We start from the raw sequence: 23,944 nt of genomic DNA, 5'->3' as shown, positions 1-23,944 counted from the left end.
TTTGCGCAATAATTATCAGAATTTTCCGGGAATTAGCGTAATAACATGATAAACGACTACAAATCACACAGTGATCTGCTAGACACTCCCCGCCAAGGAAAGCACCCCCGCCTGGGAATTATCGCCGTTATTGGGTTGACCCTCTGCGCCTCTGCGATCTACGCCTCCTTTGGAAACAATCAAGAAAAAGAATCGGCCGCAGTAGCCATTAGCGCTGAGGAGACATCGCCAAACATCACGCCGGCGCCAGCAGAGATGCCTCAACAGGTAGCATTGATCCTACCTAGCCCGGCGCATAACACATCGACCATCCAACAATCACCAGCAGGTGAGGACGAAAAACCTGCCCATGCTGAGGAATTGACTGTAGCTGTGACGACTGCACCGACAGAAGCGGCCAGAGCAAGCACGGCTACTAATGATACCGACAGCGCCGAACCACAAACGACTGAACACCCTGACAACCTATTAGCCAGCATTACTCAGACCGTCATTGAGGATGAAGCCACCATCAGCATCGACGAGGGAACATGGCTGGAGGAGAAGGTAAAGTCCGGCGACAATTTAGCACTCATCTTTTCTCGCTTAAAGCTCTCTGCCAACCTACTGCACCGCATCGTAAACAGTAGTAAAGAGGCGAAAAGCCTAGCCAATATTCGGCCGGGCGAAGCAATCCGCGTACGCGTCGACAAGCAAGGAGAGATGCTGGAATTGGTGCACAAGCAAAGCGCCATCCGCAGCCTACAGATCCTACCCAATGAAGAGGGATTCACTGCACAAACCCATGATCGGAGCCTCGAAAAACGGATTGCCACGGCATCAGGCACCATCACCAACTCACTCTACCTGAGCGCCCAAAGGGCCGGCCTCTCAGACACCCTGACTATGGAGCTGGCAAATATATTTGGCTGGGATATCGATTTCGCCCTAGAGATTCGGGCCGGAGATCAATTCAGCCTGATCTACGAGGAGGAGTACCTGGACGGCAAGAAATATCGTAACGGCCCAATCCTCGCCGCAGAATTCACTAATCAGGGAAAAGTGTTCCGTGCCATCCGGTTTGAAGATGAGGAGGGCTACAGCAGCTATTTCTCACCAGACGGCCAGAGCATGCGCAAGGCCTTCCTTCGGGCGCCGGTGGATTTCCGAAGAATCTCCTCACGCTTTACAAAAGCGCGCTACCACCCGGTACTTGGCAAAAAACGCCCGCACAAAGGGGTAGACTATTCTGCTGCGACCGGAACACCGATCAAAGCCGCGGGGGATGGCAGGGTCATCTTCCGCGGAACCAAGGGTGGCTATGGAAAAACCGTCATCGTTCGTCACGGAAGTCAATACACGACACTTTATGCCCATATGTCTAAATATCGCAGTAATGTCGGTAATGGCACCCGGGTAAGACAAGGGCAGGTCATTGGTTATGTCGGTAAAAGCGGCCTAGCCACCGGGCCACACCTGCATTATGAGTTCCGTGTCAATGGCGTACACAGAAACCCACTAACAATAAAACTACCAGCCGCTGAACCGTTGGCGAAAAAATACCAAAGTCAATTTGCGTCTGTTAGCGCACCTTTACTCTCGCAACTTGACCTGATCTCAAAGACGATGGTGGCAGATGCCAGGTAGCACTGGCATTGATACGCGTGCTCATTATATAGGCCTCATGTCCGGCACCAGCATGGACGGCATTGATGCCGTGCTGGTGACTTTCGATACTGGAACAGTCACGGTTCAGGGCCATACCTATCACCCCTGGCCCCAGGATCTGAAAAATACGCTGAGACGACTCTCACTCCCAGGCGAAAATGAGATCGACACACTCGGTGTTGCCGACATTGAAGTAGCCATCGAGTTTTCCCGAGCCGTATTCCAATTACTAAAACAGACCGGGTTCCAGCCTGAGCAAATAAAAGCTATCGGCTCACACGGACAGACCATTCGACATCGCCCTGATGCAGTCCACCCCTTCACCCTTCAGGTCGGCGACCCCAATCATCTGGCTGAGCAAACGGGCATCACCGTAGTTGCCGACTTCAGGCGTAGGGATATCGCCGCCGAGGGGCAGGGTGCCCCGCTTGCTCCGGCCTTCCATGCGGCCTTCCTGCACCACCCTGCCGAAGAACGAGTAATCCTTAATCTGGGTGGAATCGCCAATATCACCGTACTTCCCGGGAACCGGGACAAGGGTATTATCGGCTTTGATACCGGACCAGCAAATACATTGATGGACGCATGGTCCATGCGCTGCCAACAACGCCCCTACGACCAAGATGGCGCATGGGCAGCCAGCGGGCACATTCAACTCGAATTACTCGAGCGCCTGCTTAACGCTGACTATTTTAAACAACCCGCCCCCAAAAGCACCGGCCCCGAACTGTTCAATCTTGACTGGTTAGAGCAGCGGTGCCATAAAATCTCAAGCTATAAGCCTGAAGATATCCAGGCAACACTATGCGCACTCTCAATAGAGACGATCACCCGGGCTATCGGACAGTATGCGCCACGCTGCAGCCGCCTGATTTGCTGCGGTGGCGGAACCGCCAATACCTTTTTAATGGAGCAGCTTGGACAGCGTCTCAAGGATATTACTGTCGAAGATACTACCCGCCACGGCATACCACCGGATCAGATCGAGGCCACCGCGTTTGCCTGGCTTGCCTACCAGACAGTGGAAGGATGCTTTGGAAATCTGCCCAGTGTCACTGGAGCCTCACATCCGGTTATACTCGGCGGAATCTATCAAGCCTGACCTAGCAGACCGTACGTTTTCTCGAACACCACACCAAATAGTCCAGCCTTGATTGATATCAAAGCGATCTGACACAAACTCGCTAAACTATCGCATCCTATTGTCTTGTAAAGGAAAAACCCTACAAATCATGCTGAAAGTCCACTCAGAACCCCCAAAACCGGAGCTAAAGCCTGAGGGGATGACACTATTGGCACTGGGCTTCAGGCCTTTTTTCCTATCGGCCGCTTTTTCAGCCCTTTTTCTGATGCTGATCTGGCTCGGCGCCTGGTCTGGAGCCTACTCACTTCCGACATACTATGGCCCCATTGGCTGGCACAGTCATGAGATGCTGTTTGGATATGCTGTTGCCATAATCGCAGGTTTTCTCCTGACGGCAGTTAGAAACTGGACCGGGGTAACCCCGCCAACAGGCAAACCTCTGGGCCTGCTCTTTCTGTTATGGTTGGCCGGCAGAATAGTCCCGTTCTTTGATGGGCTGATACCAGGAACATTGATTGCCATTATTGACCTTGCCTTTTTGCCAGCCGTGGCACTTGGCATCCAACCTGCGCTTTGGCAGGGCCAGCAGAAAGTAAACCGTATCTTTGTACCGCTGTTACTGGTCATGGCTGTTGCGAATCTCTATGTGCACCTTCAAGCACTGGGATTCACCCTCACCGCGATCCAGGGCGCAGACGCCATGCTCTACCTTGTTGCATTCCTGATCACACTACTCGGGGGCAGGGTAATACCGTTCTTTACCGAAGCGGTAATTCCGGGTCATCAATCGAAACGCGATAACAAAGTAGAGATGGCCACCGTGATTCTATTGGGCGGACTGGTACTTACTCAATTCATCTACCCAGCACCCTTTATTACCGGACTATTTGCCCTGGGGGTTGCTATCACCCAAACGATTCGGGTGGTGGGCTGGTACAACCACAAAATCTGGCAGATCCCTATCCTCTGGGTTTTATTCACGGGCATGCTTTGGCTAATTATAGGTTTTACGCTGATCGCGCTTGCCAGTTATGAAGTAATTGGACTCAACCTGGCTAAGCACGCAATAACGGTAGGCGGCATAGGTGTACTCACCTTCGGCATGATGGCAAGGGTTGCCCTAGGTCACACGGGCCGCCCTATCGATTCGAGCCGCCTTATCAATGGCTGCTTTATCCTGCTCAACCTCGCCGCCATCGCACGCGTCTTCGGTCCGCTAGTACAACCTCAAAACTACACCTTTTGGGTCCATCTATCCGGTGGGTTATGGATTATCTGTTTTGTGATATTTGGACTGATCTATACGCCAATGCTGATTAAGCCACGGGTTGACGGAAAGGCCGGTTAAGAAAAACCCCCTGCCGTTTTCCCGGCAGGGGGTTTTTGATAGCGCTCTATCTCAAGTAAACGTCAGAAGGGAATGTCGTCATCAAACCCATCATCCGGCATTGGCGCCGACGAAGGGGCATCATCATTAGTCGATGAAGAAGCAGGACGACCTGAATCAAATGAGGTCGAAGAACCGCCCCGGCTATCGAGCATCTGCATCTGCTCAGCCACGATCTCTGTAGTATAGCGATCCTGACCAGACTGATCTTGCCATTTCCGGGTTTGCAGCTTCCCTTCTATGTAGATCTTAGAGCCCTTTTTCACATACTCACCGACGATTTCAGCTAGCCTGCGAAAAAAGACAACCCTGTGCCACTCAGTACGCTCCTGATTCTCACCGCTGTTCTTATCTTTCCAGGATTCTGAAGTTGCCAGGGTAACATTGGCCACTGCGTTACCATTGGGCATATAACGAACATCTGGATCCTTCCCGACATTTCCAATCAAGATTACTTTATTAACGCCTTTGGCCATATCTCCTCCGATTTCTAATAGGTTGCTCCCTGGCCAAAAGGCCTGAACGGTAATTTTACGTCTCTACGACAGAGAATTCATCCAATATTCCAAAATCTACGCAGTGGGTATCAACTTTAAGGTATGCAACACCCTCATCAGCCATGACAACAGCCTCGCCTACGCCAGGTATCTCTTGCAGTCTTGCCTGCAGCGATAAGGCCTCGGACGGCGCTTTTACGCCCACATGTATCAGGTAGCTACTCAGATAACTCGGCTTTGACATGCCCCTGGCAATCGCCAACCAAACGATGGCGATCATCGCACCAAACAGAAAAACGCCTTCCAGACTGAACTGAGCATATACCGCGCCCCCGGCCAGGCCGCCCATAAAAGCCCCGAGAAACTGTGATGTGGAATAAATGCCCATCGCTGTACCTTTGCTTTCTGCAGGCGCAGTTTTTGAAATCAGTGAAGGCAGGGTCGCCTCAAGCAGATTGAAAGCAGTAAAGAACAGTAGCAGAGCAAAACCAAACCCCAATATCGAATCCTGCAGCAGAATGAAACAAAGCTGGGCCAGCGCTAAAGTGAGTATGGCCATTAAAAACACCGGCTTCATCTTACGGCGCTTTTCCGCAATGACCACAAAAGGAATCATCATCAACATCGCCAGCAGGACAACCGGAAGATACACCATCCAGTGGTGATCCACCGATACGCCCGTTACATCTCTAAGGGTCAGTGGAACGGCAATAAAGACGGCCGTCAACATCATGTGCAATAACATAATGCCCAAATCCAACCGAACCAGATCCCCGTCACGCAACACCCTTGAGAACTGATCTCTAACGGCCTCAGCATCCCGATGCGAAACACTTTTCTGTGGATTTGGCACCAGATAAAGCGTCACTAAAATACCCAACAAGGCAAGAAGGCCTGTCAACCAAAAGATCCCTGGCACACCGATCCAGGCATTCAGCAAGGGCCCGAGTACCAGCGACACAGCAAAGGCCAAGCCGATACTCATACCAATAACGGCCATCGCCTTGGTTCTATTCTGTTCACGGGTTAGGTCAGCAGCAAGAGCCATCACCGCAGCGGCAATAGCGCCGCTACCCTGTAAAGCCCGACCTAATACGACGCCCCAAATGGTATCGGCACTGGCAGCTACCACGCTGCCCAAGGCAAATATCAACAACCCGCCTACGATGACCGGTTTACGCCCAATTCGATCAGAGAGCATGCCAAACGGCACCTGAAAAATAGCTTGCGTTAGACCGTAGGCACCAATAGCCACGCCAATTAACAGAGGCGTAACATCAACCAGCTGTTCTGCATAAATTGCGAAAACAGGCAAAATCAAAAATAGCCCGAGCATTCTTAGCGCAAAGATCCCTGCCAACGAAAACGCCGCACGAATTTCTATGGCTGTTAGCTTATTGATATTTCTGTTTTGTGCTTTCAACTGATCATCACTTCACAAGCAGACTGCGCTTTAGGTACCTAAGCGCACTATCATCCCAGATACCGGCTATTTAAATAAAGCCCGTTTTAATGCCCACCAAAAACAGTGTAAAAACCGCGCAAAAGGCCTGTTAATAACACCACTGTAAGTTTGGCTCGAAACAAGAAGACAGCGTATAGTATCAGGTTCGCTAATTGGCTGGTATGTAGATGGACACGATACGCATAAGAGGGGCGCGCACCCATAATCTGAAAGATATTGATCTGGATATTCCACGGGATCGACTGATCGTTATCACAGGGCTATCTGGCTCGGGCAAATCTTCTCTAGCCTTTGATACCATCTACGCAGAAGGTCAACGGCGCTATGTCGAGTCACTCTCGGCCTATGCGCGCCAGTTTCTTTCAATGATGGAAAAACCCGATATTGACCATATTGAAGGGCTATCCCCGGCAATTTCTATCGAGCAAAAGACCACCTCCCATAACCCGCGCTCTACTGTAGGCACAATCACCGAGATCTATGACTACCTGCGTCTACTCTTTGCTCGCGCAGGCGTACCTTGCTGCCCTACGCATGGGGTAAAACTTGAAGCGCAAACCATCAACCAGATGGTGGACCAGGTTCTTACCCTCCCTGAAGGAAGCAAACTGATGCTACTTGCACCTGTAATTTCCGAGCGAAAAGGTGAGCATCACAAACTACTTAGAGAACTCAATGCACAGGGCTTCATCCGCGCCCGCATTGACGGCGAGATATTCGAGCTTGATCAGCCTCCCGAACTGGAACTACACAAAAAACATACCATTGAGGCCATTGTCGATAGATTTAAAGTTCGGGAAGACCTTTCGCTACGTCTCGCCGAATCATTTGAGACCGCGCTTTCACTCTCTGGCGGATTAGTGCGCGTAGCCTCCATGGATGAACCCAGCAACAAAGAGATGGTGTTTTCTGCCAACTTTGCCTGTGCTGAGTGCGGTTATAGCCTGCCTGAACTCGAACCCAGACTGTTTTCATTCAACAACCCTGTGGGCGCCTGCCCTAAGTGTGATGGCTTAGGTAATGAGCAGTACTTCGACCCAGCCCGTGTAGTCGCACACCCCCATCTCAGCTTGGCAGCTGGTGCTGTCAGGGGATGGGACAGACGGAATGCCTATTATTTTCAACTGATCAGCTCACTGGGTAAGCATTATAAGTTTGATGTGGAAACCCACTGGGAAGAACTGCCAAAAAAGATCCAAGACACCATCCTATTCGGCAGCGGGAAAGAAAAAATCACCTTTTCCTATTTCAACGAGCGGGGCCGCAGCACAACCAACACCCACCCTTTCGAAGGCATCATTCCAAATATGGAGCGGCGCTATAGAGAGACAGAATCTACCGCCGTCAGAGAAGAACTGTCCCGATACATATCAATCCATCCATGCTCTACCTGTAGTGGAACCCGGCTTACCGAGGCCGCACGTCATGTCTTCATCCAGGATCAGAATTTACCCAGCATCACAGAGCGTCCCGTCGGTAACTGCCTGGAGTTTTTCCAAACGATTAAACTCAAAGGAAAGCAGGGTAAGATTGCCGAAAAAGTGATCAATGAGATCTCCCAGAGACTGCAATTTCTAGTTAATGTCGGTCTTGACTACTTAACTCTTGATAGAAGTGCAGAAACGTTGTCCGGAGGAGAGGCGCAACGCATACGACTGGCCAGTCAGATTGGTGCAGGCTTGGTGGGTGTTATGTACATACTGGATGAGCCGTCTATCGGCCTGCATCAGCGAGATAATGACCGACTACTAAAAACTCTGACTTATCTACGCGACCTTGGCAATACGGTTATTGTCGTTGAGCACGATGAGGATGCCATACGATCTGCCGATCACGTTATCGACATTGGACCAGGCGCTGGCGTTCACGGTGGAAGGGTTATCGCCCAAGGCACTGCGGATGAGATTGCTGCAAACCAGAACTCACTGACGGGGCAGTACCTGTCACGCCAACGCTATATAGCGGTACCGTCGCTGCGCCACACCTTTAATAAGAAACGGGTACTTTCTATCACAGGGGCCAAAGGCAATAATCTCAAATCAGTTGACTTGAAAGTTTCAGCAGGACTATTAACCTGTGTTACCGGGGTTTCTGGATCAGGAAAGTCTACTTTAATCAACGACACACTCTATCCACTTGCCGCCACAGAATTGAATCGGGCAAGCATTGATGCCGCACCCCATGAAAGCATTACCGGACTAGAGTACTTCGATAAAGTTGTCGACATCGATCAAAGTCCCATTGGTCGGACCCCCAGATCAAATCCAGCGACCTATACAGGTATTTTTACACCAATAAGAGAGCTTTTTGCCGGAACCCATGAAGCGCGCTCTCGTGGATATAACCCCGGACGCTTCAGTTTCAATGTTAAAGGTGGACGCTGCGAAGCCTGTCGCGGTGATGGCGTTATAAAAGTTGAGATGCATTTTCTACCAGACATCTACGTTCAATGCGATGTATGCAAGGGATCCCGCTACAATAGGGAGACGTTAGAAATAAAGTACAAAGGCAAAAGCATCAATCAAGTCCTTGAATTTACCATTGAAGAAGCGCTGACATTCTTCGAGCCAATACCCGCTGTTAAGCGCAAATTACAAACACTCATGGATGTCGGCCTCTCCTATATTACGCTAGGGCAGAACGCGACGACGTTGTCAGGTGGCGAGGCACAACGCGTAAAACTTTCCCGAGAGCTGTCTAAACGCGACACAGGCAATACGCTCTATATTCTGGATGAACCCACTACAGGCCTACACTTCCATGACGTTAAACATCTCCTGGAAGTGCTGCATCGTCTACGTGATCATGGCAACACAGTGGTAGTTATCGAACATAACCTGGATGTCATTAAGACAGCAGACTGGATCATAGACATGGGACCAGAAGGTGGCGACAAGGGCGGCGAGATAATAGCCCAAGGTAGTCCAGAGGACATCGCAAAGTCCCCCAAATCTTTTACTGGACAGTATTTGAAGTCAATCTTAGCAGAAAAAACACCTGAACCCTGAGAACCATGAATGTGTTACATTTGCTTCATATAGGTTTTTTAAATCACTTCAAATTCACTACCAATAGCGAGCTTTAACTGTTTTGAGGCCATGCCACAATTGACAGCCACTTCGACTAAATTGTTGGCATTTACATACCAAAAACAGGATCCAGGTTCTACAGCGGAAAAAGTTTTAGCGTGCGGGATTTCAATATCGTTTACTTTTATCCTCTGGCTGAACATGAGCGTATCACCGGCCACTCCAGACACCGCATTTCCATAGTGGTCAATGTAGATAATCTGGAATAAATCGTTTGGCCAGTCCGCACCAACAACAGTCATTTTATCTACTTCATCTCCCGGTACATCCTGTCCATTACATAGCAATGCGGCAGCAGGTGCAAAAATATCTCGACCGTGGAACGTACAGTGCTTTGGTTTCACTTTGAACTGTATAGTCTGTAAATGCACCTCCTTTGCATAATTAATAGCAACAGCAAGTAGTCCGTTATCCGGACCAATCAGCCAATGTCCGTCACATTTTGTCAACAGGGCCCTCCGGTCACTGCCAACACCCGGGTCCACCACCGCTATAATCACCGTATGCTTAGGAAGATACTCAAGAAAGGAAGCCAGTAGATAAGCCGATGCGCGTGAATCATATATCGGGGCATCAGCACATAAATCAATAATCTGTTGCGTAACACCTTCACCATACAGTCGCGCCTTCAATTGCCCAACATAATGGCTACCCACACCAAAATCAGTAAATAAAGCGATAAAGTCTGGTGTTATTTGCATATCCACAGATCCTCATTACACCCTATTATTTTAGACAAAAAAAACCGGGCATCAGCCCGGCTTTAATTATCATACTTCAGTTTCAGTTTAGTCAGCCTCAACTGCCTCTACTTCAACATCAGGACGATCGACCAATTCAACATAGGCCATTGGCGCTTTATCACCTGGACGATACCCGCACTTCAGAATACGCAGGTAACCACCTGGACGCTCTTTATAACGTGGTCCGATTTCCGTAAACAGTTTACCGACAACCTCGTCATCACGCAGACGGTCAAAAGCTAAACGACGTTTAGCAACGCTGTCACTTTTTGACAAAGTAATAATTGGCTCAGCTACACGACGCAGCTCTTTTGCCTTCGGTAATGTGGTTTTGATCAGCTCATGACGCAACAGTGAGCAAGTCATGTTACGAAACATAGCCTTGCGGTGTGAACTGTTGCGGTTCAGTTGCCGTCCTGAATTGCGATGACGCATGGATCGACTTCCCTAAACTTAGGTTAATACTATAGATATACAGTTTTAGGTCTAAACTTAACGACCTGTATCTTCCATACCTTCCGGCGGCCAATTTTCCAGCCGCATACCCAGAGACAGACCTCTGGTAGCGAGTACATCCTTGATCTCGGTGAGTGACTTTTTCCCCAAGTTCGGGGTCTTCAGCAGCTCTACTTCAGTGCGCTGAATCAGATCACCAATCATAAAGATATTCTCTGCCTTCAGACAGTTTGCAGAACGAACTGTCAACTCAAGATCATCAACCGGACGAAGCAGGATAGGATCAATTGCAGGCCTTGTCTCTTCTTCGACTTTTTCTGCCCCTACCGTTTCATCCAATTTAACGAACGCAGAGAGTTGATCCTGGAGAATAGTCGCTGCGCGTCTAATCGCCTCTTCAGGATCAATTGTGCCATTCGTTTCCAGATCAATCACCAAACGATCAAGATCTGTTCTCTGCTCCACACGAGTTGCCTCTACAGTGTAGGCAACGCGGCGGACCGGCGAAAAACTTGCGTCTAGCTGAAGTCTGCCAATAGGCCGATCTTCAATGCCATCACTCAAACGGTTCGCAGCCGGCTGATAGCCAATACCGCGCGCCACTTTAAGCGTCATGCTAATTTCACCATCTTTAGTAAGATTGGCAATCACATGATCTGGATTTGCAATTTCAACATCATGATCAAGTGTTATATCACTGGCCAGCACAGGTCCGACGCCTCGCTTCTTAAGCGTCAGAGTAGCTTCGTCACGCGTATGCATGATGATCGCCAGCTCCTTCAAATTAAGCATGATCTCCAGGACATCTTCCTGAACACCTTCCATACTGGTGTATTCATGCAGAACACCTTCAATCTCTGCCTCAACCACAGCACTACCTGGCAGGGAAGAGAGAAGAATTCTGCGTAAAGAGTTGCCTAATGTATGACCAAATCCACGTTCCATAGGCTCGAGAGAGACCTTGGCATGTAACTCGCTTATTGGCTGTACATTAACCAGTCGTGGCTTTAGAAAATCGGTAACAAACTCCGGCATTTCGACCTCTTGAAGGTAATCCTTACTTGGAGTACAGCTCTACAACCAGCTGCTCATTAATTTCTGCAGGCAGTTCAGATCGATCTGGCAGACGCTTAAATGTTCCTGCCATACCTTTAGCATCGACATCAATCCACTCTACAGTGCCATATTGTTCTGCCAGGGCCAGAGAGCTCTGTATACGAAGCTGCTTCTTGGATTTCTCACGTACGCTCACCACGTCATTCACCTGAATACGGAAAGAGGGCACGTTGACAATCTTTCCGTTCACCTCAATAGACTTGTGGCTAACGAGTTGGCGTGACTCAGAACGGGTACTGCCAAAACCCATCCTGTAAACAACGTTGTCCAGGCGAGTCTCTAAAAGCTGGAGCAGATTTTCACCTGTCGCACCTTTTGATTGTGCAGCACTCTTATAGTAATTACGGAACTGCTTTTCCATGATCCCATAAATACGACGCATTTTCTGCTTTTCACGGAGCTGCAAGCCATAATCTGAAAGGCGTCGACGACGATCTGTCGTCTGGCCTGGCTGCTTTTCCATGTTACATTTGGATTCCAGGGAGCGAGCACGGCTCTTCAGGAACAGGTCAGTGCCTTCTCGTCTGCTCAGCTTACACTTGGGACCGATATATCTAGCCATGATGTTCTATAACTCCGGATTAAACGCGACGCTTTTTAGGCGGACGACAACCATTGTGCGGTATTGGGGTCACATCACAAATGCTCGTGATCTTGAACCCTGCATTATTCAAAGCACGAACCGCTGATTCGCGACCAGGACCTGGACCCTTGACGTTAACATCAAGATTCTTCACTCCGTAATCTTTAGCTCTTTCGCCTGCACGGTCTGCCGCAACCTGTGCTGCAAAAGGTGTGCTTTTACGTGAACCACGGAATCCAGAACCACCAGCAGTTGCCCAAGAGAGCACATTCCCCTGGCGATCTGAAATGGTTACGATCGTGTTGTTAAAAGATGCATGTATGTGCGCGACGCCATCGGTGACGGACTTTTTAACCTTTTTCCGCACGCTGCTCGGTTTTGCCATCTGAAATGTTCCTATGAACTATTATCTGTAAACAAGCTCGGTGTTTACCGAAGTTGCTTTTATCGCTTAATAGGACGACGCGGTCCTTTACGGGTACGCGCATTCGTCTTAGTACGTTGCCCACGTAGCGGTAGACCGCGACGATGGCGAATGCCTCGATTACAACCAAGATCCATTAGGCGCTTGATATTCATCGACACTTCACGTCGAAGATCACCCTCGACAATAAATTTAGCTACTTCCGCACGGAGGGACTCAACTTCACCCTCGGTAAGGTTTTGGATTTTCGCGTCTTTTGCAACACCAGCAGCATCGCATATGCTTGCTGCACGGGTGGAACCGATACCATAGATCTCCGTCAACGCAATTACAGCGTGCTTACGATCCGGGATGTTGACGCCTGCAATACGGGCCATCGGGTAACTCCTGAAAATACAATTATCAGTTCACATTGCGCGCGGTGAACGCACAACTTTAACTGGATTTCTTAACTAAATCAAGCGAAAAAGCGATCAGCCCTGACGCTGCTTGTGCCTTGCCTCTTTGCAGATCACGCGTACAACGCCATTGCGCCGGACGATCTTACAGTTTCTGCAAATCTTCTTTACAGACGCCCTTACTTTCATGACTCAATCTCCAAAAAAAACCGTGGAATCCCAACAAACTCAGCGCAGAAGCCCTGCGCCTCCGCCTTTCAGATTCGCCTTTTTCATCAGGCCTTCATACTGGTGCGACATCATATGTGCCTGCACCTGAGCCATGAAGTCCATGACAACTACAACAATAATCAACAAGGATGTTCCGCCAAAATAGAATGGAACATTCCAGCCAACAATCAAAAACTCCGGCAATAAACAAACCGACGTTATATAAATCGCGCCAGCCAATGTCAGTCGTGACATCACCTTATCTATGTAGCGTGCCGTCTGATCACCAGGACGATAACCTGGGATAAAGGCACCTGAGCGCTTGAGGTTGTCCGCAGTTTCCTTTGAGTTAAATACCAAAGCGGTATAGAAAAAACAGAAAAACACAATCGCCAGAGCATACAACAACACATACAAGGGCTCGCCAGGTGCGATTTTTCCGACAATATCCTGCAGCCAGCGCATATTTTCCTGAGTCCCCAACCACTGCCCTAGGGTTGACGGAAACAAGATAATGCTTGATGCAAATATTGGAGGTATCACGCCAGCCATGTTGAGCTTCAGCGGCAGATGGCTGCTTTGAGCAGCAAACATCTTTCTACCTTGTTGCCGTTTCGCATAATTGACGGTTATGCGTCGCTGTCCACGCTCAACAAATACAACAAACGCCGTAACAGCCACAGCCAGTGCAAATAGCACAAGCACAGTCAACGCATTCATCTCACCTGTTCGTACAAGTTCCAGCGTGCCACCTATCGCAGAAGGTAGGCCAGCCACAATACCCGCAAAGATGATCAGCGAGATACCGTTCCCTAGCCCACGCTCAGTAATCTGCTCACCAAGCCACATAAGGAACAACGTGCCAGTCACCAACGAAACAGCGGCCGTCAGGATAAACCCAGGCCCCTGAAGCGATACCACCGGCATGCCTCCCGCCTGCTGAGATTGCAACGCAATTGCTATACCAACAGCTTGAAATGTCGCCAACACAACCGTGCCGTAACGCGTATATTGGGTAATCGTCCGTCGACCTTGCTCACCCTCTTTCTTCAGTTGCTCAAGCTTGGGCACTACTGAAGTCATCAACTGCATAATGATTGATGCTGAGATGTAAGGCATGATACCAAGTGCAAAAAGGCTCGCCCGCTCTAACGCACCACCTGAGAACATGTTAAACATGTCCAGGATGCCGCCTTGCTGCTGATCAAAAAGAACAGCAACGGCCGCTGGGTTTACGCCAGGGACGGGGATAAAAGTACCGATACGAAATACCAATAACGCACCAATTACAAACAGCAAACGCTGTCGTAGTTCGGTAAATTTACCCGCTCCGGCCAGATTGCCGGATTTTGCACCCTGACCAGCCATTTATTCCTCGATTTTCCCGCCGACTGCTTCAATAGCAGCACGTGCACCCTTGGTGACCTTAAGTCCACGTACGGTAACAGCACGATCAATTGCTCCGGAGAGTATGATCTTTGCACGCTTCATGCTGTAAGGTAATACATCAGATTCATGCAGGGACTTCATATCAATGACCTCACCCTCCACTTTCAATAGCTCATCAAGCCTTACCTCAGCAGTTGATCTTCCCTTCCGAGAGGTGAATCCAACCTTAGGCAAACGGCGCTGCAGTGGCATTTGACCACCTTCGAAACCGACCTTATGGAAGCCGCCGGAGCGAGACTTCTGCCCCTTATGACCACGACCAGCCGTTTTGCCAAGACCACTACCAATTCCGCGGCCGACACGCTTCGCGTCTTTAGTTGCACCTTCTGCAGGTTTAATGGTATTCAGACGCATCTCAAGCCTCCTCAACCTGAACCAGGTAGTTTACTTTATTCACCATGCCACGCGTGGCAGGTGTATCCTCAACCAGAACAGTATGACGGATACGACGCAAGCCGAGGCCCAGCACACATGCCTTGTGACTTTCCAGTCGCCCATTGACGCTTCGCATCAAGGTGACTTTCATCATTTTCTTTTCGCTCATGACTTACCCCAGGATCTCTTTAACTGATTTGCCACGTTTCGCAGCTACAGTTTCAGGATCAGTCATCTCGGTAAGCGCATTAACTGTTGCGCGAACCACGTTAATTGGATTGTTGGTACCGATGCATTTTGCAAGGACGTTATGTACTCCAACAGCCTCACAAACAGCACGCATTGCACCACCCGCAATAATGCCAGTACCCTCAGAGGCTGGCTGCATGTATACCTTTGCGGCACCATGGCGACCAATTAATGGGTACTGCAAGGTGTCGCCCTTGAGTTTAGCGTTACGCAAGTTTTGGCGTGCGTTTTCCATTGCCTTCTGAATAGCAATGGGCACCTCACGTGCTTTACCGCTACCAAAGCCAACCTTGCCATTTCCATCACCAACAACTGCGAGTGCCGCAAAGCCAAACACTCGACCACCCTTTACTACTTTAGCAACTCGGTTGACGTTGATGAGCTTTTCGATCAGATCATCACCTTCCGGCTTTTCATTAAACTTAGACATAGCCTGCCCCTTAGAACTTAAGACCGTTTTCGCGGGCAGCGTCAGCTAACGCCTTGACCCGGCCGTGATATTTAAAACCAGCACGATCGAATGCAACACTTTCGATGCCAGCAGCCTTAGCTCTTTCAGCAATGGCTTTACCAACAATGGCCGCAGCAGTGCTGTTGCCTGATGCGCCTTCAATTTCAGCTCTAACAGACTTCTCAACAGTCGATGCACTTGCAATAACCTGAGACCCATTAGGTGCAATTACCTGGGCATACATATGCTTTGGGGTGCGAAAAATGGTCAGCCTATTAACTGCCAATTCGCGAATCTTTGCGCGAGCTCTGCGAGCACGGCGTATACGTGATGCTTTCTTGTCCATCTCAGTATGCCCTTATTTTTTCTTGGCTTCTTTGCGGACAACATGCTCGTCCGCATAACGAACACCCTTGCCTTTATAAGGCTCAGGCGGACGATAAGCTCGTATTTCAGCAGAAACCTGCCCAACACGCTGTTTGTCACACCCGGATACTACAATTTCCGTCTGGCTTGGGGTTTCAATGGTAATTCCCTCAGGCACTGGATAATCTACAGGATGTGAAAACCCAAGATTCATGTTAAGCACATTACCCTTGGCTTGCGCGCGATAACCGACTCCGATCAACTGCAACTTCTTCTGAAAACCAGTGCTTACACCGGTAACCATATTTCCAACCAGCGCCCTGAAAGTTCCTGCCATTGCCCACTCATCACGTCCTTCCTTAACAGGAACTACGCGCACGGTATTTTCATCACTCTTAAGCGTAACGAAGTCATGCAGATTAAGCTTCATGGTTCCTTTGGATCCCTTAACGGTCAATTCATTACCGTTGAGGTTGACATCCACACCAGAAGGCACATCTATCGGATTTTTTGCTACACGAGACATATTCTAATCTCCCTTATGCCACATAGGCGACGACTTCGCCGCCCTGCCCACTAGTGCGGGCCGCGCGATCAGTCATCAAACCTTTTGAAGTGGAGATTATCGCCACGCCGAGCCCGCCACGTACTTTTGGAAGCTCTTTACTGCCTTTATAGATACGCAGGCCTGGGCGACTTATACGCTGTATGAGCTCAATAACGGGTTTACCTTGGAAATACTTAAGCTCGATCTGGAGGGTTGGCTTATTATCTTTGGTTTCAGTTTTGAAACCTGCAATATAGCCTTCATCCAAAAGCAACTGAGCAACAGCTGCCTTTTTCTTAGAAGCCGGCATAGAAACTGCCACCTTAGAAACTTGTTGACCATTACGGATACGCGTCAGCATATCCGCGATCGGATCAGACATACTCATTTTTAAATCCTCAGGGTCAGCCACCTGAACTCAGGAGCGATACCCAAACGATTGAACGAAAAAACGCCGATTGGCGTAAGCACCCAGTGCAAGGGTGCCGTATTCTACATTACCAGCTAGCTTTTACAAGCCCTGGAACATCACCACGCATGGCAGCCTCACGAAGCTTGTGCCTACAAAGGCCAAATTTGCGGTAAACTCCATGTGGGCGACCTGTTACGCGACAACGATTACGCTGACGAGCGCGGCTTGCATCACGCGGCATCTTCTGAAGTTTCAATACAGCCTCATCAACCTGTTCGCTTGTGCTTTCAGGATTTTGAATAACTGCTTTCAATTCACTGCGCTTGGCCGCGAACTTACCTTCCAGTTTTGTCCGCTTTACTTCGCGGGCGATCATGCTCTTTTTTGCCATGACGATTCTGCTCTATATCAGTTCTTGAAAGGAAAGTTAAACGCCTCTAAAAGCGCACGACCTTCCGCATCATTTTTCGCTGTAGTTGTGATAATAATATCCAATCCACGTAGCGTATCAATTTTATCAAAATCAATTTCAGGGAACATAATCTGTTCCTTAACACCCATACTGTAGTTGCCACGCCCATCAAAGGATTTCGGATTTAAACCACGAAAATCCCGAATACGCGGAATTGCCACATTAATTAGACGATCAAGAAACTCATACATACGATCGCGACGCAGGGTAACCTTACAACCAATAGGCCAACCTTCACGAACCTTAAAGCCAGCAACTGACTTACGCGCCATGGTGACAACTGCCTTTTGACCAGCAATCTTCTCCATATCACTGACGGCGAATTCAAGGACTTTTTTATCACCCAATGCCTCACCCACACCCATGTTCAGAGTGATCTTGGTAATCCTGGGGACTTCCATAACACTTTTAAAGCTGAACTGTTCTTTCAGCTTACCCACGAGTTCGTCGCGGTAGACCTGTTGTAATCTTGCCATCTCTCTATCCGCCTCAGATATCCACGACTTCGCCGTTAGACTTGAAGTAGCGCACCTTACGACCATCTTCCAATATTTTTATGCCGATCCGATCAGCCTTACCTGTATTCGGGTTATAGACGGCGACATTAGAAGCATCGATTGGCATCTCTTTATCGAGAATGCCACCTTGCTCACCCTTTCCAGGATTTGCCTTGGTGTGCTTTTTCACAATGTTGATATTTTCTACGATAACTTTTTCGTCGACCACAGTCAGGACTGTGCCCTGCTTGCCTTTATCTTTGCCGGTCAGGACGACGACTTGGTCACCTTTTTTGATCTTACGCATAGCCATGATATACCCCTTAGAGTACTTCAGGAGCGAGCGAGATGATTTTCATGAATCGTTCGCTGCGCAGTTCACGGGTAACCGGCCCAAATATACGGGTGCCGATTGGCTGGAGTTGTGTATTCAACAAGACGGCCGCATTGCCATCAAAGCGAATGAGCGAACCATCAGGACGTCTGACGCCTTTTCTGGTACGCACAACAACAGCGTTATATACATCGCCTTTTTTAACTTTGCCACGGGGGATTGCGTCTTTGACGCTCACTTTGATGATATCCCCGATGCCAGCATAGCGGCGATGTGATCCGCCCAGTACCTTTATGCACTGGACTCGCTTGGCGCCACTATTGTCGGCGACGTTCAGCATTGTCTGCATCTGGATCATTGGTCTATTCCAATTTAAAAAACACTAATTCGAAAACGTACGATTTAACAGGTCAGTTTCAAGATGCCTTATTGACAACCTTAACCAGACGCCAAGTTTTGCTCTTAGAGAGCGGGCGGCATTGCTCAACCACCACTATATCGCCAATACCACACTCATTGGTTTCATCGTGAGCATGAACCTTGGTTGAACGGCGAATAAACTTGCCATAAATCGGATGCTTTACCTTACGCTCTATAAGAACCGTAATGCTCTTGTCCATCTTGTCGCTGACAACACGGCCTTCGAGCGTGCGATTACTATTGTCCTGCTCGCTCATGATGCTTCACCTGCGCTTTTCTCATTCAGCAAAGTTTTTACCCGGGCAATCTCTTTTCGTACACGCCTCATCTCTGACGGACGCGACAGTTGACCCGTACCCTGCTGCATACGAAGATTAAACTGCTCTCTACGTAGTTCTAATAATGCCCCTTCCAACTCTGAGGGGTTTTTTTGTCTTAGATCAGAAGCACTCATCACATTACCGTCCGTTTAATGAAGGCGGTCTTGAATGGCAGTTTGGCTGCTGCAAGTCGAAACGCATCGCGCGCCAACTCTTCAGAAACACCCTCAATTTCATAAAGTACGCGGCCTGGCTGAATCAAAGCCACCCAGTACTCAACGCTACCCTTACCTTTACCTTGACGCACTTCAAGAGGCTTCTTGGTAATTGGCTTATCAGGGAAAACACGAATCCACATCTTACCGCCACGCTTTGCTGTACGAGTAATCGTACGACGTGCGGCTTCAATTTGACGAGACGTCATGCGTCCACGATCAACTGCCTGTAGCCCATACTCCCCGAAACTAACCTTGTTGCCTCGGTTCGCCAAGCCGCGATTGCGGCCTTTCATCTGTTTACGGAATTTAGTCCGCTTTGGCAATAACATGACTTAGTCCTTCTTACGCGGTGCTTTGCGACGCGCAGCCTTTGGTGCTGCATCTTCTGGAGCTTCATCACCAAAAACTTCGCCTTTGAAGATCCAAACCTTCACGCCAATGATGCCGTAGGTTGTTTTTGCTTCAGCAAAGCCATAATCGATATCAGCACGCAATGTGTGAAGTGGAACACGACCCTCGCGATACCACTCGTTCCGTGCAATTTCGGCACCATTCAATCGGCCAGAAATATTCACCTTGATGCCGCCCGCCCCAAGTCTCATCGCGGTCTGCACAGAACGTTTCATTGCACGTCTGAACATAACACGGCGCTCCAGCTGCTGAGTAATACCCTCAGCTACCAATTGCGCATCGAGCTCAGGCTTACGAATTTCTTCAACACTGATGTGTGCAGGAATCCCCATACGCTTGGAGACCTCCTCACGCAAAGTGTTGATATCATCACCCTTCTTACCAATCACAATACCCGGACGCGCCGAATGAATGGTGACATGGGCATTTTTCGCAGGGCGATCAATCTGTATGCGACTGACTGAGGCTTGCGACAAGCGCTTCTTCAGATAATCACGCACTTCAAGATCGGTGTTAAGCATGTCAGCATAATCTTTGGAGTCGGCATACCACTTTGACGTCCACTGCTTGACGATACCAAGACGAATTCCTATTGGATGTACTTTCTGACCCATAATTCTGCCTTACTTATCCGACACAATCACTGTGAAGTGACTGGTACGCTTTAAAATACGGGCCGCACGACCCTTTGCTCGCGCTCTGATCCGTTTCATTGTCGGACCCTCATCAACCATGACAGAGGCAACCTTCAACTCATCAATATCAGCGCCTTCGTTGTTCTCAGCATTTGCAATAGCAGAGTCCAACAATTTCTTCATAAGGTCAGCGCCCTTCTTATTACTGAAGGCAAGGACATTAAGAGCCTGCTCTACAGGCAGACCTCTAATCTGATCAGCGACCAGACGACCCTTTTGGGCCGAGATACGCGCAAAACGCAATTTAGCAGCAGCCTGCATGGTTTTACCCCGGTTATCGTTTCGATTTCTTGTCAGCCGCATGGCCACGGAATGTCCGGGTCAATGCAAACTCACCAAGTTTATGGCCAATCATGTTCTCAGTGACGAGCACTGGAATATGCTGGCGGCCGTTATATACAGCAATCGTCAGACCAATCATGTCTGGTAAAACCATTGATCTACGCGACCAGGTTTTAATTGGGCGTTTGCTGTTGCTTGCCACTGCTTCGTCAACTTTCTTCATCAAATGATGATCAACGAATGGGCCTTTTTTAATTGAACGTGGCACTTTAGATTACCTCAGTTCCGTTTACTTACGATTGCGCCGACGCACAATCATCTTATCGGTACGCTTATTAGTACGCGTCTTGTATCCCTTTGTAGGCACACCCCATGGGCTACAAGGATGGCGCCCGCCTGAGGTCCTACCTTCACCACCACCATGCGGGTGATCAACCGGGTTCATCGCCACACCGCGAACAGTTGGTCTAACTCCGCGCCATCTTGACGCACCTGCCTTCCCAAGCTTACGAAGGCTATGTTCGGAGTTTCCTACCTCACCAATCGTTGCGCGACACTCGCTACGGATCTTACGCATCTCACCTGAGCGGAGGCGCAGGGTAGCATATTCTCCCTCTCGTGCAACTAATTGTGCAGAAGTTCCTGCAGAACGAGCAATTTGCGCGCCCTTACCAGACTTCATCTCGATGCAGTGGACATTGGTTCCCACTGGGATGTTTCTCAGAGGAAGGCAATTTCCAATCTTGATACCTGAATCTTCTCCAGACATCACAGGGTCACCAGCAGACAACCCCTTTGGCGCAATGATGTAGCGACGCTCACCATCAAGGTACTTGATCAAAGCAATGTTGGCTGTGCGATTTGGATCATATTCCAATCGCTCAACAACACCCTTTACACCATCCTTGTTTCGCTTAAAGTCTATTATACGATAGTGTTGCTTATGACCACCGCCATGATGACGCGTTGTTATGCGTCCATTGTTATTACGGCCGCCACTCTTACTCTTCTTTTCCAACAGAGGCTCATGGGGTGCGCCCTTATGTAGTTCAGGGTTAACAATCTTAACCACGAACCGGCGACCTGCTGATGTTGGTCTGGTTTTTACAATTGCCATACTCTTAATTCCGCTCTATTCGTTGCGATTAAGGGCCTAATTAGGCGCCCGCACCGAAGTCGATATCACTGCCTTCAGCAAGCCTGATATAAGCCTTGCGAACGCCGTTACGACGACCTTTAATCTGACCGAAACGCTTGCTTTTGCCCTTGATATTGAGCACGCGAACGCCCTCAACACTGACATCAAACATCATTTCAACAGCCTTCTTAATCTCAGGCTTTGTCGCATCAGGAATGACCTTAAAGACATACTGGCGACTAGCATCAGCAGCTATCGTGCTCTTCTCAGAGATTACTGGACCAACCAGCACCTGCATCAAACGCTCTTTGTTCATGCCAGGCTCTCCTCTAACTGCTTGAGTGACTCAGAGGTAATGACTACCTTGTCAAAACCGATCAAGCTGACAGGATCGATTTCGCGCACATCACACACGTCCACACCATAAAGATTGCGGGCCGCAAGATAGAGATTCTCATCCGGCTGTACCGCCACAATCAACACCTCTTTTATTCCAAAGCTGTTTAACTTGGTAACGAGCTCTTTGGTTTTTGGCGCTTCAATCGCAAACTCAGAAACAACAATCATTCGCTCTGTACGCAGCAACTCAGACAAAATGGATCTAAGTGCACCGCGATACATCTTGCGGTTAACTTTCTGAGAATAATCTCTTGGCCTTGCCGCAAAGGTCACACCACCAGAGCGCCATATAGGACTTCTGCTGGTACCCGCACGAGCGCGGCCCGTTCCCTTTTGGCGGAACGGCTTGATGCCGCCACCACTAACATCAGATCGGTTTTTGCTTGCTTTGGTACCAGCACGAGCCGCTGCCATGTAAGCCGTTACCACCTGATGGATCAGTGCTTCATTATAGTCGGCTGCAAATACGTTATCGGAAACACTGATTGTCTCTGATTTACCATTGCCTGCCTGTACATTGAGGTCCATTACTTTATTACCCCTTGTTCAGCATCTTGATGGCGGGTGTGATAATCACATCACCACCACGAGAACCCGGCACAGCCCCTCTTACCAGCAGCAAGTTACGTTCAGCATCAACTCTCACAACTTTGAGATTTTGAATTGAACGCTTGACGTTGCCCATGTGGCCTGCCATTTTTTTGCCTTTGAAAACACGGCCCGGAGTCTGACATTGTCCAATTGAACCCGGTGCACGGTGTGACAAAGAGTTACCGTGGGTTGCATCCTGCATACGGAAACCGTAGCGCTTAACTGCACCTTGAAAGCCCTTACCGATAGTCGTGCCGCGGACATCAACGATCTGCCCGGCCTCAAACATATCGACCTTGATCTCTCCACCAACCTCTAGGCCTTCGCCTTCACCATCAGCCAAGCGAAATTCCCACATACCACGACCCGCTTCAACACCAGCTTTAGCCAAGTGTCCAGCCTCTGCCTTATTGACATGAGAAGCCTTACGAGCGCCTGTAGTAATCTGAATTGCACTGTAGCCATCATTTTCAATTGTGCGTAACTGGGTGACCCGATTAGGCTCCACCTCAATTACGGTAACAGGCACGGATACACCCTCTTCGGTAAATACCCGAGTCATGCCGACTTTACGTCCTACAATTCCTAGCATCGTCTTTACCTCAGTTCAGTTTGATCTGAACATCAACACCTGCCGCCAGATCCAACTTCATCAGCGCATCAACTGTTTTGTCCGTAGGGTCAACGATATCCATGAGACGCTTGTGAGTGCGAATCTCATACTGATCCCGCGCATCCTTGTTGACATGGGGTGAAATCAACACTGTAAACCGCTCTTTTTTAGTTGGCAGCGGAATAGGTCCATGAACCTGTGCGCCGGTACGTTTTGCAGTATCGACAATCTCACGAGCAGACTGATCAATCAGACGATGATCGAATGCCTTCAGTCGAATACGAATTCTCTGGTTGGCCATATTTATTACTCTATGATCTTAGCAACGACGCCGGCACCGACGGTACGGCCACCTTCACGGATCGCGAATCGCAGACCCTCTTCCATCGCAATTGGGGCAATCAATTTCACAGTCATCTTCACGTTATCACCCGGCATTACCATCTCTACGCCTTCTGGAAGGTCGCAGGCTCCGGTCACGTCTGTCGTACGGAAGTAGAACTGTGGACGATAGTTGTTGAAGAATGGCGTGTGTCGACCACCTTCATCTTTACTCAACACGTAAATCTCTGCTTCAAAATGTGTGTGCGGGGTAATGGTACCTGG

At 49.1% G+C, this 23,944-nt stretch carries 35 protein-coding genes and 1 pseudogene; 4 read left to right on the top strand and 32 right to left on the bottom strand.

Annotation, left to right across the window (positions count from 1 at the left end; genetic code table 11):
* Positions 1 to 45 precede the first annotated feature (45 nt).
* The 3 genes from FHP88_RS01180 to FHP88_RS01170 all read left to right on the top strand — a co-directional run bounded on the left by FHP88_RS01180 (position 46) and on the right by FHP88_RS01170 (position 4,079).
* Entirely contained in the window at positions 46 to 1,626 is a 1,581-nt protein-coding gene (locus FHP88_RS01180) for an OapA family protein (RefSeq protein ID WP_260843124.1), read from the top strand.
* Entirely contained in the window at positions 1,616 to 2,749 is a 1,134-nt protein-coding gene (locus FHP88_RS01175) for an anhydro-N-acetylmuramic acid kinase (RefSeq protein ID WP_186297551.1), read from the top strand. Before FHP88_RS01180 ends, FHP88_RS01175 begins: the two co-directional genes overlap by 11 nt.
* Before the next feature lie 130 nt (positions 2,750 to 2,879).
* Positions 2,880 to 4,079, top strand: a complete 1,200-nt coding sequence (locus FHP88_RS01170; RefSeq protein ID WP_144357161.1) for an NnrS family protein — start codon at positions 2,880 to 2,882, stop codon at positions 4,077 to 4,079.
* Positions 4,080 to 4,141: 62 nt separating this feature from the next.
* Here FHP88_RS01170 and ssb read toward each other — a convergent pair whose 3' ends face one another.
* Positions 4,142 to 4,594, bottom strand: a complete 453-nt coding sequence (gene ssb, locus FHP88_RS01165; protein ID WP_144357160.1) for a single-stranded DNA-binding protein — start codon at positions 4,592 to 4,594, stop codon at positions 4,142 to 4,144.
* Positions 4,595 to 4,649: 55 nt separating this feature from the next.
* Positions 4,650 to 6,038 (bottom strand): MFS transporter, encoded by a 1,389-nt coding sequence (locus FHP88_RS01160; protein ID WP_260843123.1) that lies wholly within the window; start codon positions 6,036 to 6,038, stop codon positions 4,650 to 4,652.
* Between the two features lie 209 nt (positions 6,039 to 6,247).
* Here FHP88_RS01160 and uvrA point away from each other — a divergent pair, with 209 nt between their 5' ends.
* Complete coding sequence (uvrA, locus tag FHP88_RS01155; protein ID WP_144357159.1) at positions 6,248 to 9,088, top strand: excinuclease ABC subunit UvrA; 2,841 nt, start codon at positions 6,248 to 6,250, stop codon at positions 9,086 to 9,088.
* A gap of 38 nt (positions 9,089 to 9,126) precedes the next feature.
* Here the strand turns inward: uvrA and FHP88_RS01150 are convergent, their stop codons facing one another.
* The 30 genes and pseudogenes from FHP88_RS01150 to tuf form a co-directional block, all read right to left on the bottom strand.
* Positions 9,127 to 9,870: an SAM hydrolase/SAM-dependent halogenase family protein gene (locus FHP88_RS01150; protein ID WP_144357158.1), complete on the bottom strand. Its 744-nt coding sequence runs from the start codon at positions 9,868 to 9,870 to the stop codon at positions 9,127 to 9,129.
* An 87-nt stretch (positions 9,871 to 9,957) separates the two neighbouring features.
* Positions 9,958 to 10,347, bottom strand: a complete 390-nt coding sequence (rplQ, locus tag FHP88_RS01145; protein ID WP_144357157.1) for a 50S ribosomal protein L17 — start codon at positions 10,345 to 10,347, stop codon at positions 9,958 to 9,960.
* 57 nt (positions 10,348 to 10,404) lie between these two features.
* Positions 10,405 to 11,403 (bottom strand): DNA-directed RNA polymerase subunit alpha, encoded by a 999-nt coding sequence (locus FHP88_RS01140; RefSeq protein WP_144357156.1) that lies wholly within the window; start codon positions 11,401 to 11,403, stop codon positions 10,405 to 10,407.
* A gap of 22 nt (positions 11,404 to 11,425) precedes the next feature.
* A complete protein-coding gene (gene rpsD / locus FHP88_RS01135; RefSeq protein WP_144357155.1) occupies positions 11,426 to 12,046 on the bottom strand; it encodes a 30S ribosomal protein S4 in 621 nt (206 codons plus the stop codon).
* 19 nt (positions 12,047 to 12,065) lie between these two features.
* Positions 12,066 to 12,452: a 30S ribosomal protein S11 gene (gene rpsK / locus FHP88_RS01130; RefSeq protein WP_144357154.1), complete on the bottom strand. Its 387-nt coding sequence runs from the start codon at positions 12,450 to 12,452 to the stop codon at positions 12,066 to 12,068.
* Between the two features lie 59 nt (positions 12,453 to 12,511).
* A complete protein-coding gene (rpsM, locus tag FHP88_RS01125) occupies positions 12,512 to 12,868 on the bottom strand; it encodes a 30S ribosomal protein S13 (protein WP_144357153.1) in 357 nt (118 codons plus the stop codon).
* Positions 12,869 to 12,964: 96 nt separating this feature from the next.
* Positions 12,965 to 13,078, bottom strand: coding sequence for a 50S ribosomal protein L36 (gene rpmJ / locus FHP88_RS01120; protein WP_082117165.1), 114 nt, complete (start codon positions 13,076 to 13,078; stop codon positions 12,965 to 12,967).
* Positions 13,079 to 13,117: 39 nt separating this feature from the next.
* Positions 13,118 to 14,467 carry a preprotein translocase subunit SecY gene (gene secY / locus FHP88_RS01115; protein WP_144357152.1) on the bottom strand — a complete coding sequence of 450 codons (1,350 nt, stop codon included), beginning with the start codon at positions 14,465 to 14,467 and terminating at the stop codon, positions 13,118 to 13,120.
* On the bottom strand, positions 14,468 to 14,902 hold the full coding sequence (rplO, locus tag FHP88_RS01110) for a 50S ribosomal protein L15 (RefSeq protein ID WP_144357151.1): 435 nt from the start codon (positions 14,900 to 14,902) through the stop codon (positions 14,468 to 14,470).
* A 1-nt stretch (position 14,903) separates the two neighbouring features.
* A complete protein-coding gene (rpmD, locus tag FHP88_RS01105; protein ID WP_144357150.1) occupies positions 14,904 to 15,092 on the bottom strand; it encodes a 50S ribosomal protein L30 in 189 nt (62 codons plus the stop codon).
* A gap of 3 nt (positions 15,093 to 15,095) precedes the next feature.
* The gene (gene rpsE / locus FHP88_RS01100; protein WP_144357149.1) at positions 15,096 to 15,602 is read right to left on the bottom strand and encodes a 30S ribosomal protein S5; all 507 of its coding nucleotides are present in this window, start codon (positions 15,600 to 15,602) and stop codon (positions 15,096 to 15,098) included.
* Between the two features lie 10 nt (positions 15,603 to 15,612).
* Positions 15,613 to 15,969 carry a 50S ribosomal protein L18 gene (rplR, locus tag FHP88_RS01095; protein ID WP_144357148.1) on the bottom strand — a complete coding sequence of 119 codons (357 nt, stop codon included), beginning with the start codon at positions 15,967 to 15,969 and terminating at the stop codon, positions 15,613 to 15,615.
* A 12-nt stretch (positions 15,970 to 15,981) separates the two neighbouring features.
* Positions 15,982 to 16,515 (bottom strand): 50S ribosomal protein L6, encoded by a 534-nt coding sequence (gene rplF, locus FHP88_RS01090; RefSeq protein ID WP_144357147.1) that lies wholly within the window; start codon positions 16,513 to 16,515, stop codon positions 15,982 to 15,984.
* A gap of 13 nt (positions 16,516 to 16,528) precedes the next feature.
* Entirely contained in the window at positions 16,529 to 16,924 is a 396-nt protein-coding gene (gene rpsH / locus FHP88_RS01085; RefSeq protein WP_144357146.1) for a 30S ribosomal protein S8, read from the bottom strand.
* 109 nt (positions 16,925 to 17,033) lie between these two features.
* A complete protein-coding gene (gene rpsN, locus FHP88_RS01080) occupies positions 17,034 to 17,339 on the bottom strand; it encodes a 30S ribosomal protein S14 (RefSeq protein WP_144357145.1) in 306 nt (101 codons plus the stop codon).
* A 17-nt stretch (positions 17,340 to 17,356) separates the two neighbouring features.
* Positions 17,357 to 17,896 carry a 50S ribosomal protein L5 gene (gene rplE, locus FHP88_RS01075; protein WP_144357144.1) on the bottom strand — a complete coding sequence of 180 codons (540 nt, stop codon included), beginning with the start codon at positions 17,894 to 17,896 and terminating at the stop codon, positions 17,357 to 17,359.
* 13 nt (positions 17,897 to 17,909) lie between these two features.
* Positions 17,910 to 18,224, bottom strand: a complete 315-nt coding sequence (rplX, locus tag FHP88_RS01070) for a 50S ribosomal protein L24 (RefSeq protein ID WP_144357340.1) — start codon at positions 18,222 to 18,224, stop codon at positions 17,910 to 17,912.
* A 16-nt stretch (positions 18,225 to 18,240) separates the two neighbouring features.
* Entirely contained in the window at positions 18,241 to 18,609 is a 369-nt protein-coding gene (gene rplN / locus FHP88_RS01065; RefSeq protein ID WP_029134304.1) for a 50S ribosomal protein L14, read from the bottom strand.
* Positions 18,610 to 18,667: 58 nt separating this feature from the next.
* On the bottom strand, positions 18,668 to 18,928 hold the full coding sequence (gene rpsQ, locus FHP88_RS01060) for a 30S ribosomal protein S17 (RefSeq protein WP_144357143.1): 261 nt from the start codon (positions 18,926 to 18,928) through the stop codon (positions 18,668 to 18,670).
* Positions 18,925 to 19,125, bottom strand: a complete 201-nt coding sequence (gene rpmC, locus FHP88_RS01055; protein ID WP_144357142.1) for a 50S ribosomal protein L29 — start codon at positions 19,123 to 19,125, stop codon at positions 18,925 to 18,927. The genes rpsQ and rpmC overlap by 4 nt, the downstream gene beginning before the upstream one ends.
* Positions 19,125 to 19,538, bottom strand: a complete 414-nt coding sequence (rplP, locus tag FHP88_RS01050; protein WP_144357141.1) for a 50S ribosomal protein L16 — start codon at positions 19,536 to 19,538, stop codon at positions 19,125 to 19,127. The genes rpmC and rplP overlap by 1 nt, the downstream gene beginning before the upstream one ends.
* A 3-nt stretch (positions 19,539 to 19,541) precedes the next feature.
* The gene (rpsC, locus tag FHP88_RS01045; protein WP_144357140.1) at positions 19,542 to 20,234 is read right to left on the bottom strand and encodes a 30S ribosomal protein S3; all 693 of its coding nucleotides are present in this window, start codon (positions 20,232 to 20,234) and stop codon (positions 19,542 to 19,544) included.
* A gap of 9 nt (positions 20,235 to 20,243) precedes the next feature.
* Positions 20,244 to 20,576 (bottom strand): 50S ribosomal protein L22, encoded by a 333-nt coding sequence (gene rplV / locus FHP88_RS01040; protein WP_144357339.1) that lies wholly within the window; start codon positions 20,574 to 20,576, stop codon positions 20,244 to 20,246.
* A 13-nt stretch (positions 20,577 to 20,589) separates the two neighbouring features.
* The gene (gene rpsS, locus FHP88_RS01035) at positions 20,590 to 20,865 is read right to left on the bottom strand and encodes a 30S ribosomal protein S19 (protein ID WP_029134310.1); all 276 of its coding nucleotides are present in this window, start codon (positions 20,863 to 20,865) and stop codon (positions 20,590 to 20,592) included.
* Between the two features lie 21 nt (positions 20,866 to 20,886).
* Entirely contained in the window at positions 20,887 to 21,714 is an 828-nt protein-coding gene (rplB, locus tag FHP88_RS01030) for a 50S ribosomal protein L2 (protein ID WP_144357139.1), read from the bottom strand.
* Between the two features lie 40 nt (positions 21,715 to 21,754).
* Entirely contained in the window at positions 21,755 to 22,051 is a 297-nt protein-coding gene (rplW, locus tag FHP88_RS01025) for a 50S ribosomal protein L23 (protein WP_144357138.1), read from the bottom strand.
* A complete protein-coding gene (gene rplD, locus FHP88_RS01020) occupies positions 22,048 to 22,662 on the bottom strand; it encodes a 50S ribosomal protein L4 (protein ID WP_144357137.1) in 615 nt (204 codons plus the stop codon). The genes rplW and rplD overlap by 4 nt, the downstream gene beginning before the upstream one ends.
* A 7-nt stretch (positions 22,663 to 22,669) precedes the next feature.
* Positions 22,670 to 23,317: a 50S ribosomal protein L3 gene (gene rplC / locus FHP88_RS01015; protein WP_144357136.1), complete on the bottom strand. Its 648-nt coding sequence runs from the start codon at positions 23,315 to 23,317 to the stop codon at positions 22,670 to 22,672.
* A gap of 10 nt (positions 23,318 to 23,327) precedes the next feature.
* Entirely contained in the window at positions 23,328 to 23,639 is a 312-nt protein-coding gene (rpsJ, locus tag FHP88_RS01010; RefSeq protein WP_029134315.1) for a 30S ribosomal protein S10, read from the bottom strand.
* Between the two features lie 5 nt (positions 23,640 to 23,644).
* Positions 23,645 to 23,944 (bottom strand): annotated as a pseudogene (gene tuf, locus FHP88_RS01005) (elongation factor Tu); the annotation flags it as partial.

The organism is Sedimenticola selenatireducens (genome assembly GCF_007625115.1).
GTDB classification, from domain to species: domain Bacteria; phylum Pseudomonadota; class Gammaproteobacteria; order Chromatiales; family Chromatiaceae; genus Sedimenticola; species Sedimenticola selenatireducens_A.
The sequence above is the reverse complement of the archived record's forward strand: the minus strand, read 5'-3'. Positions and strand labels throughout refer to the sequence as shown.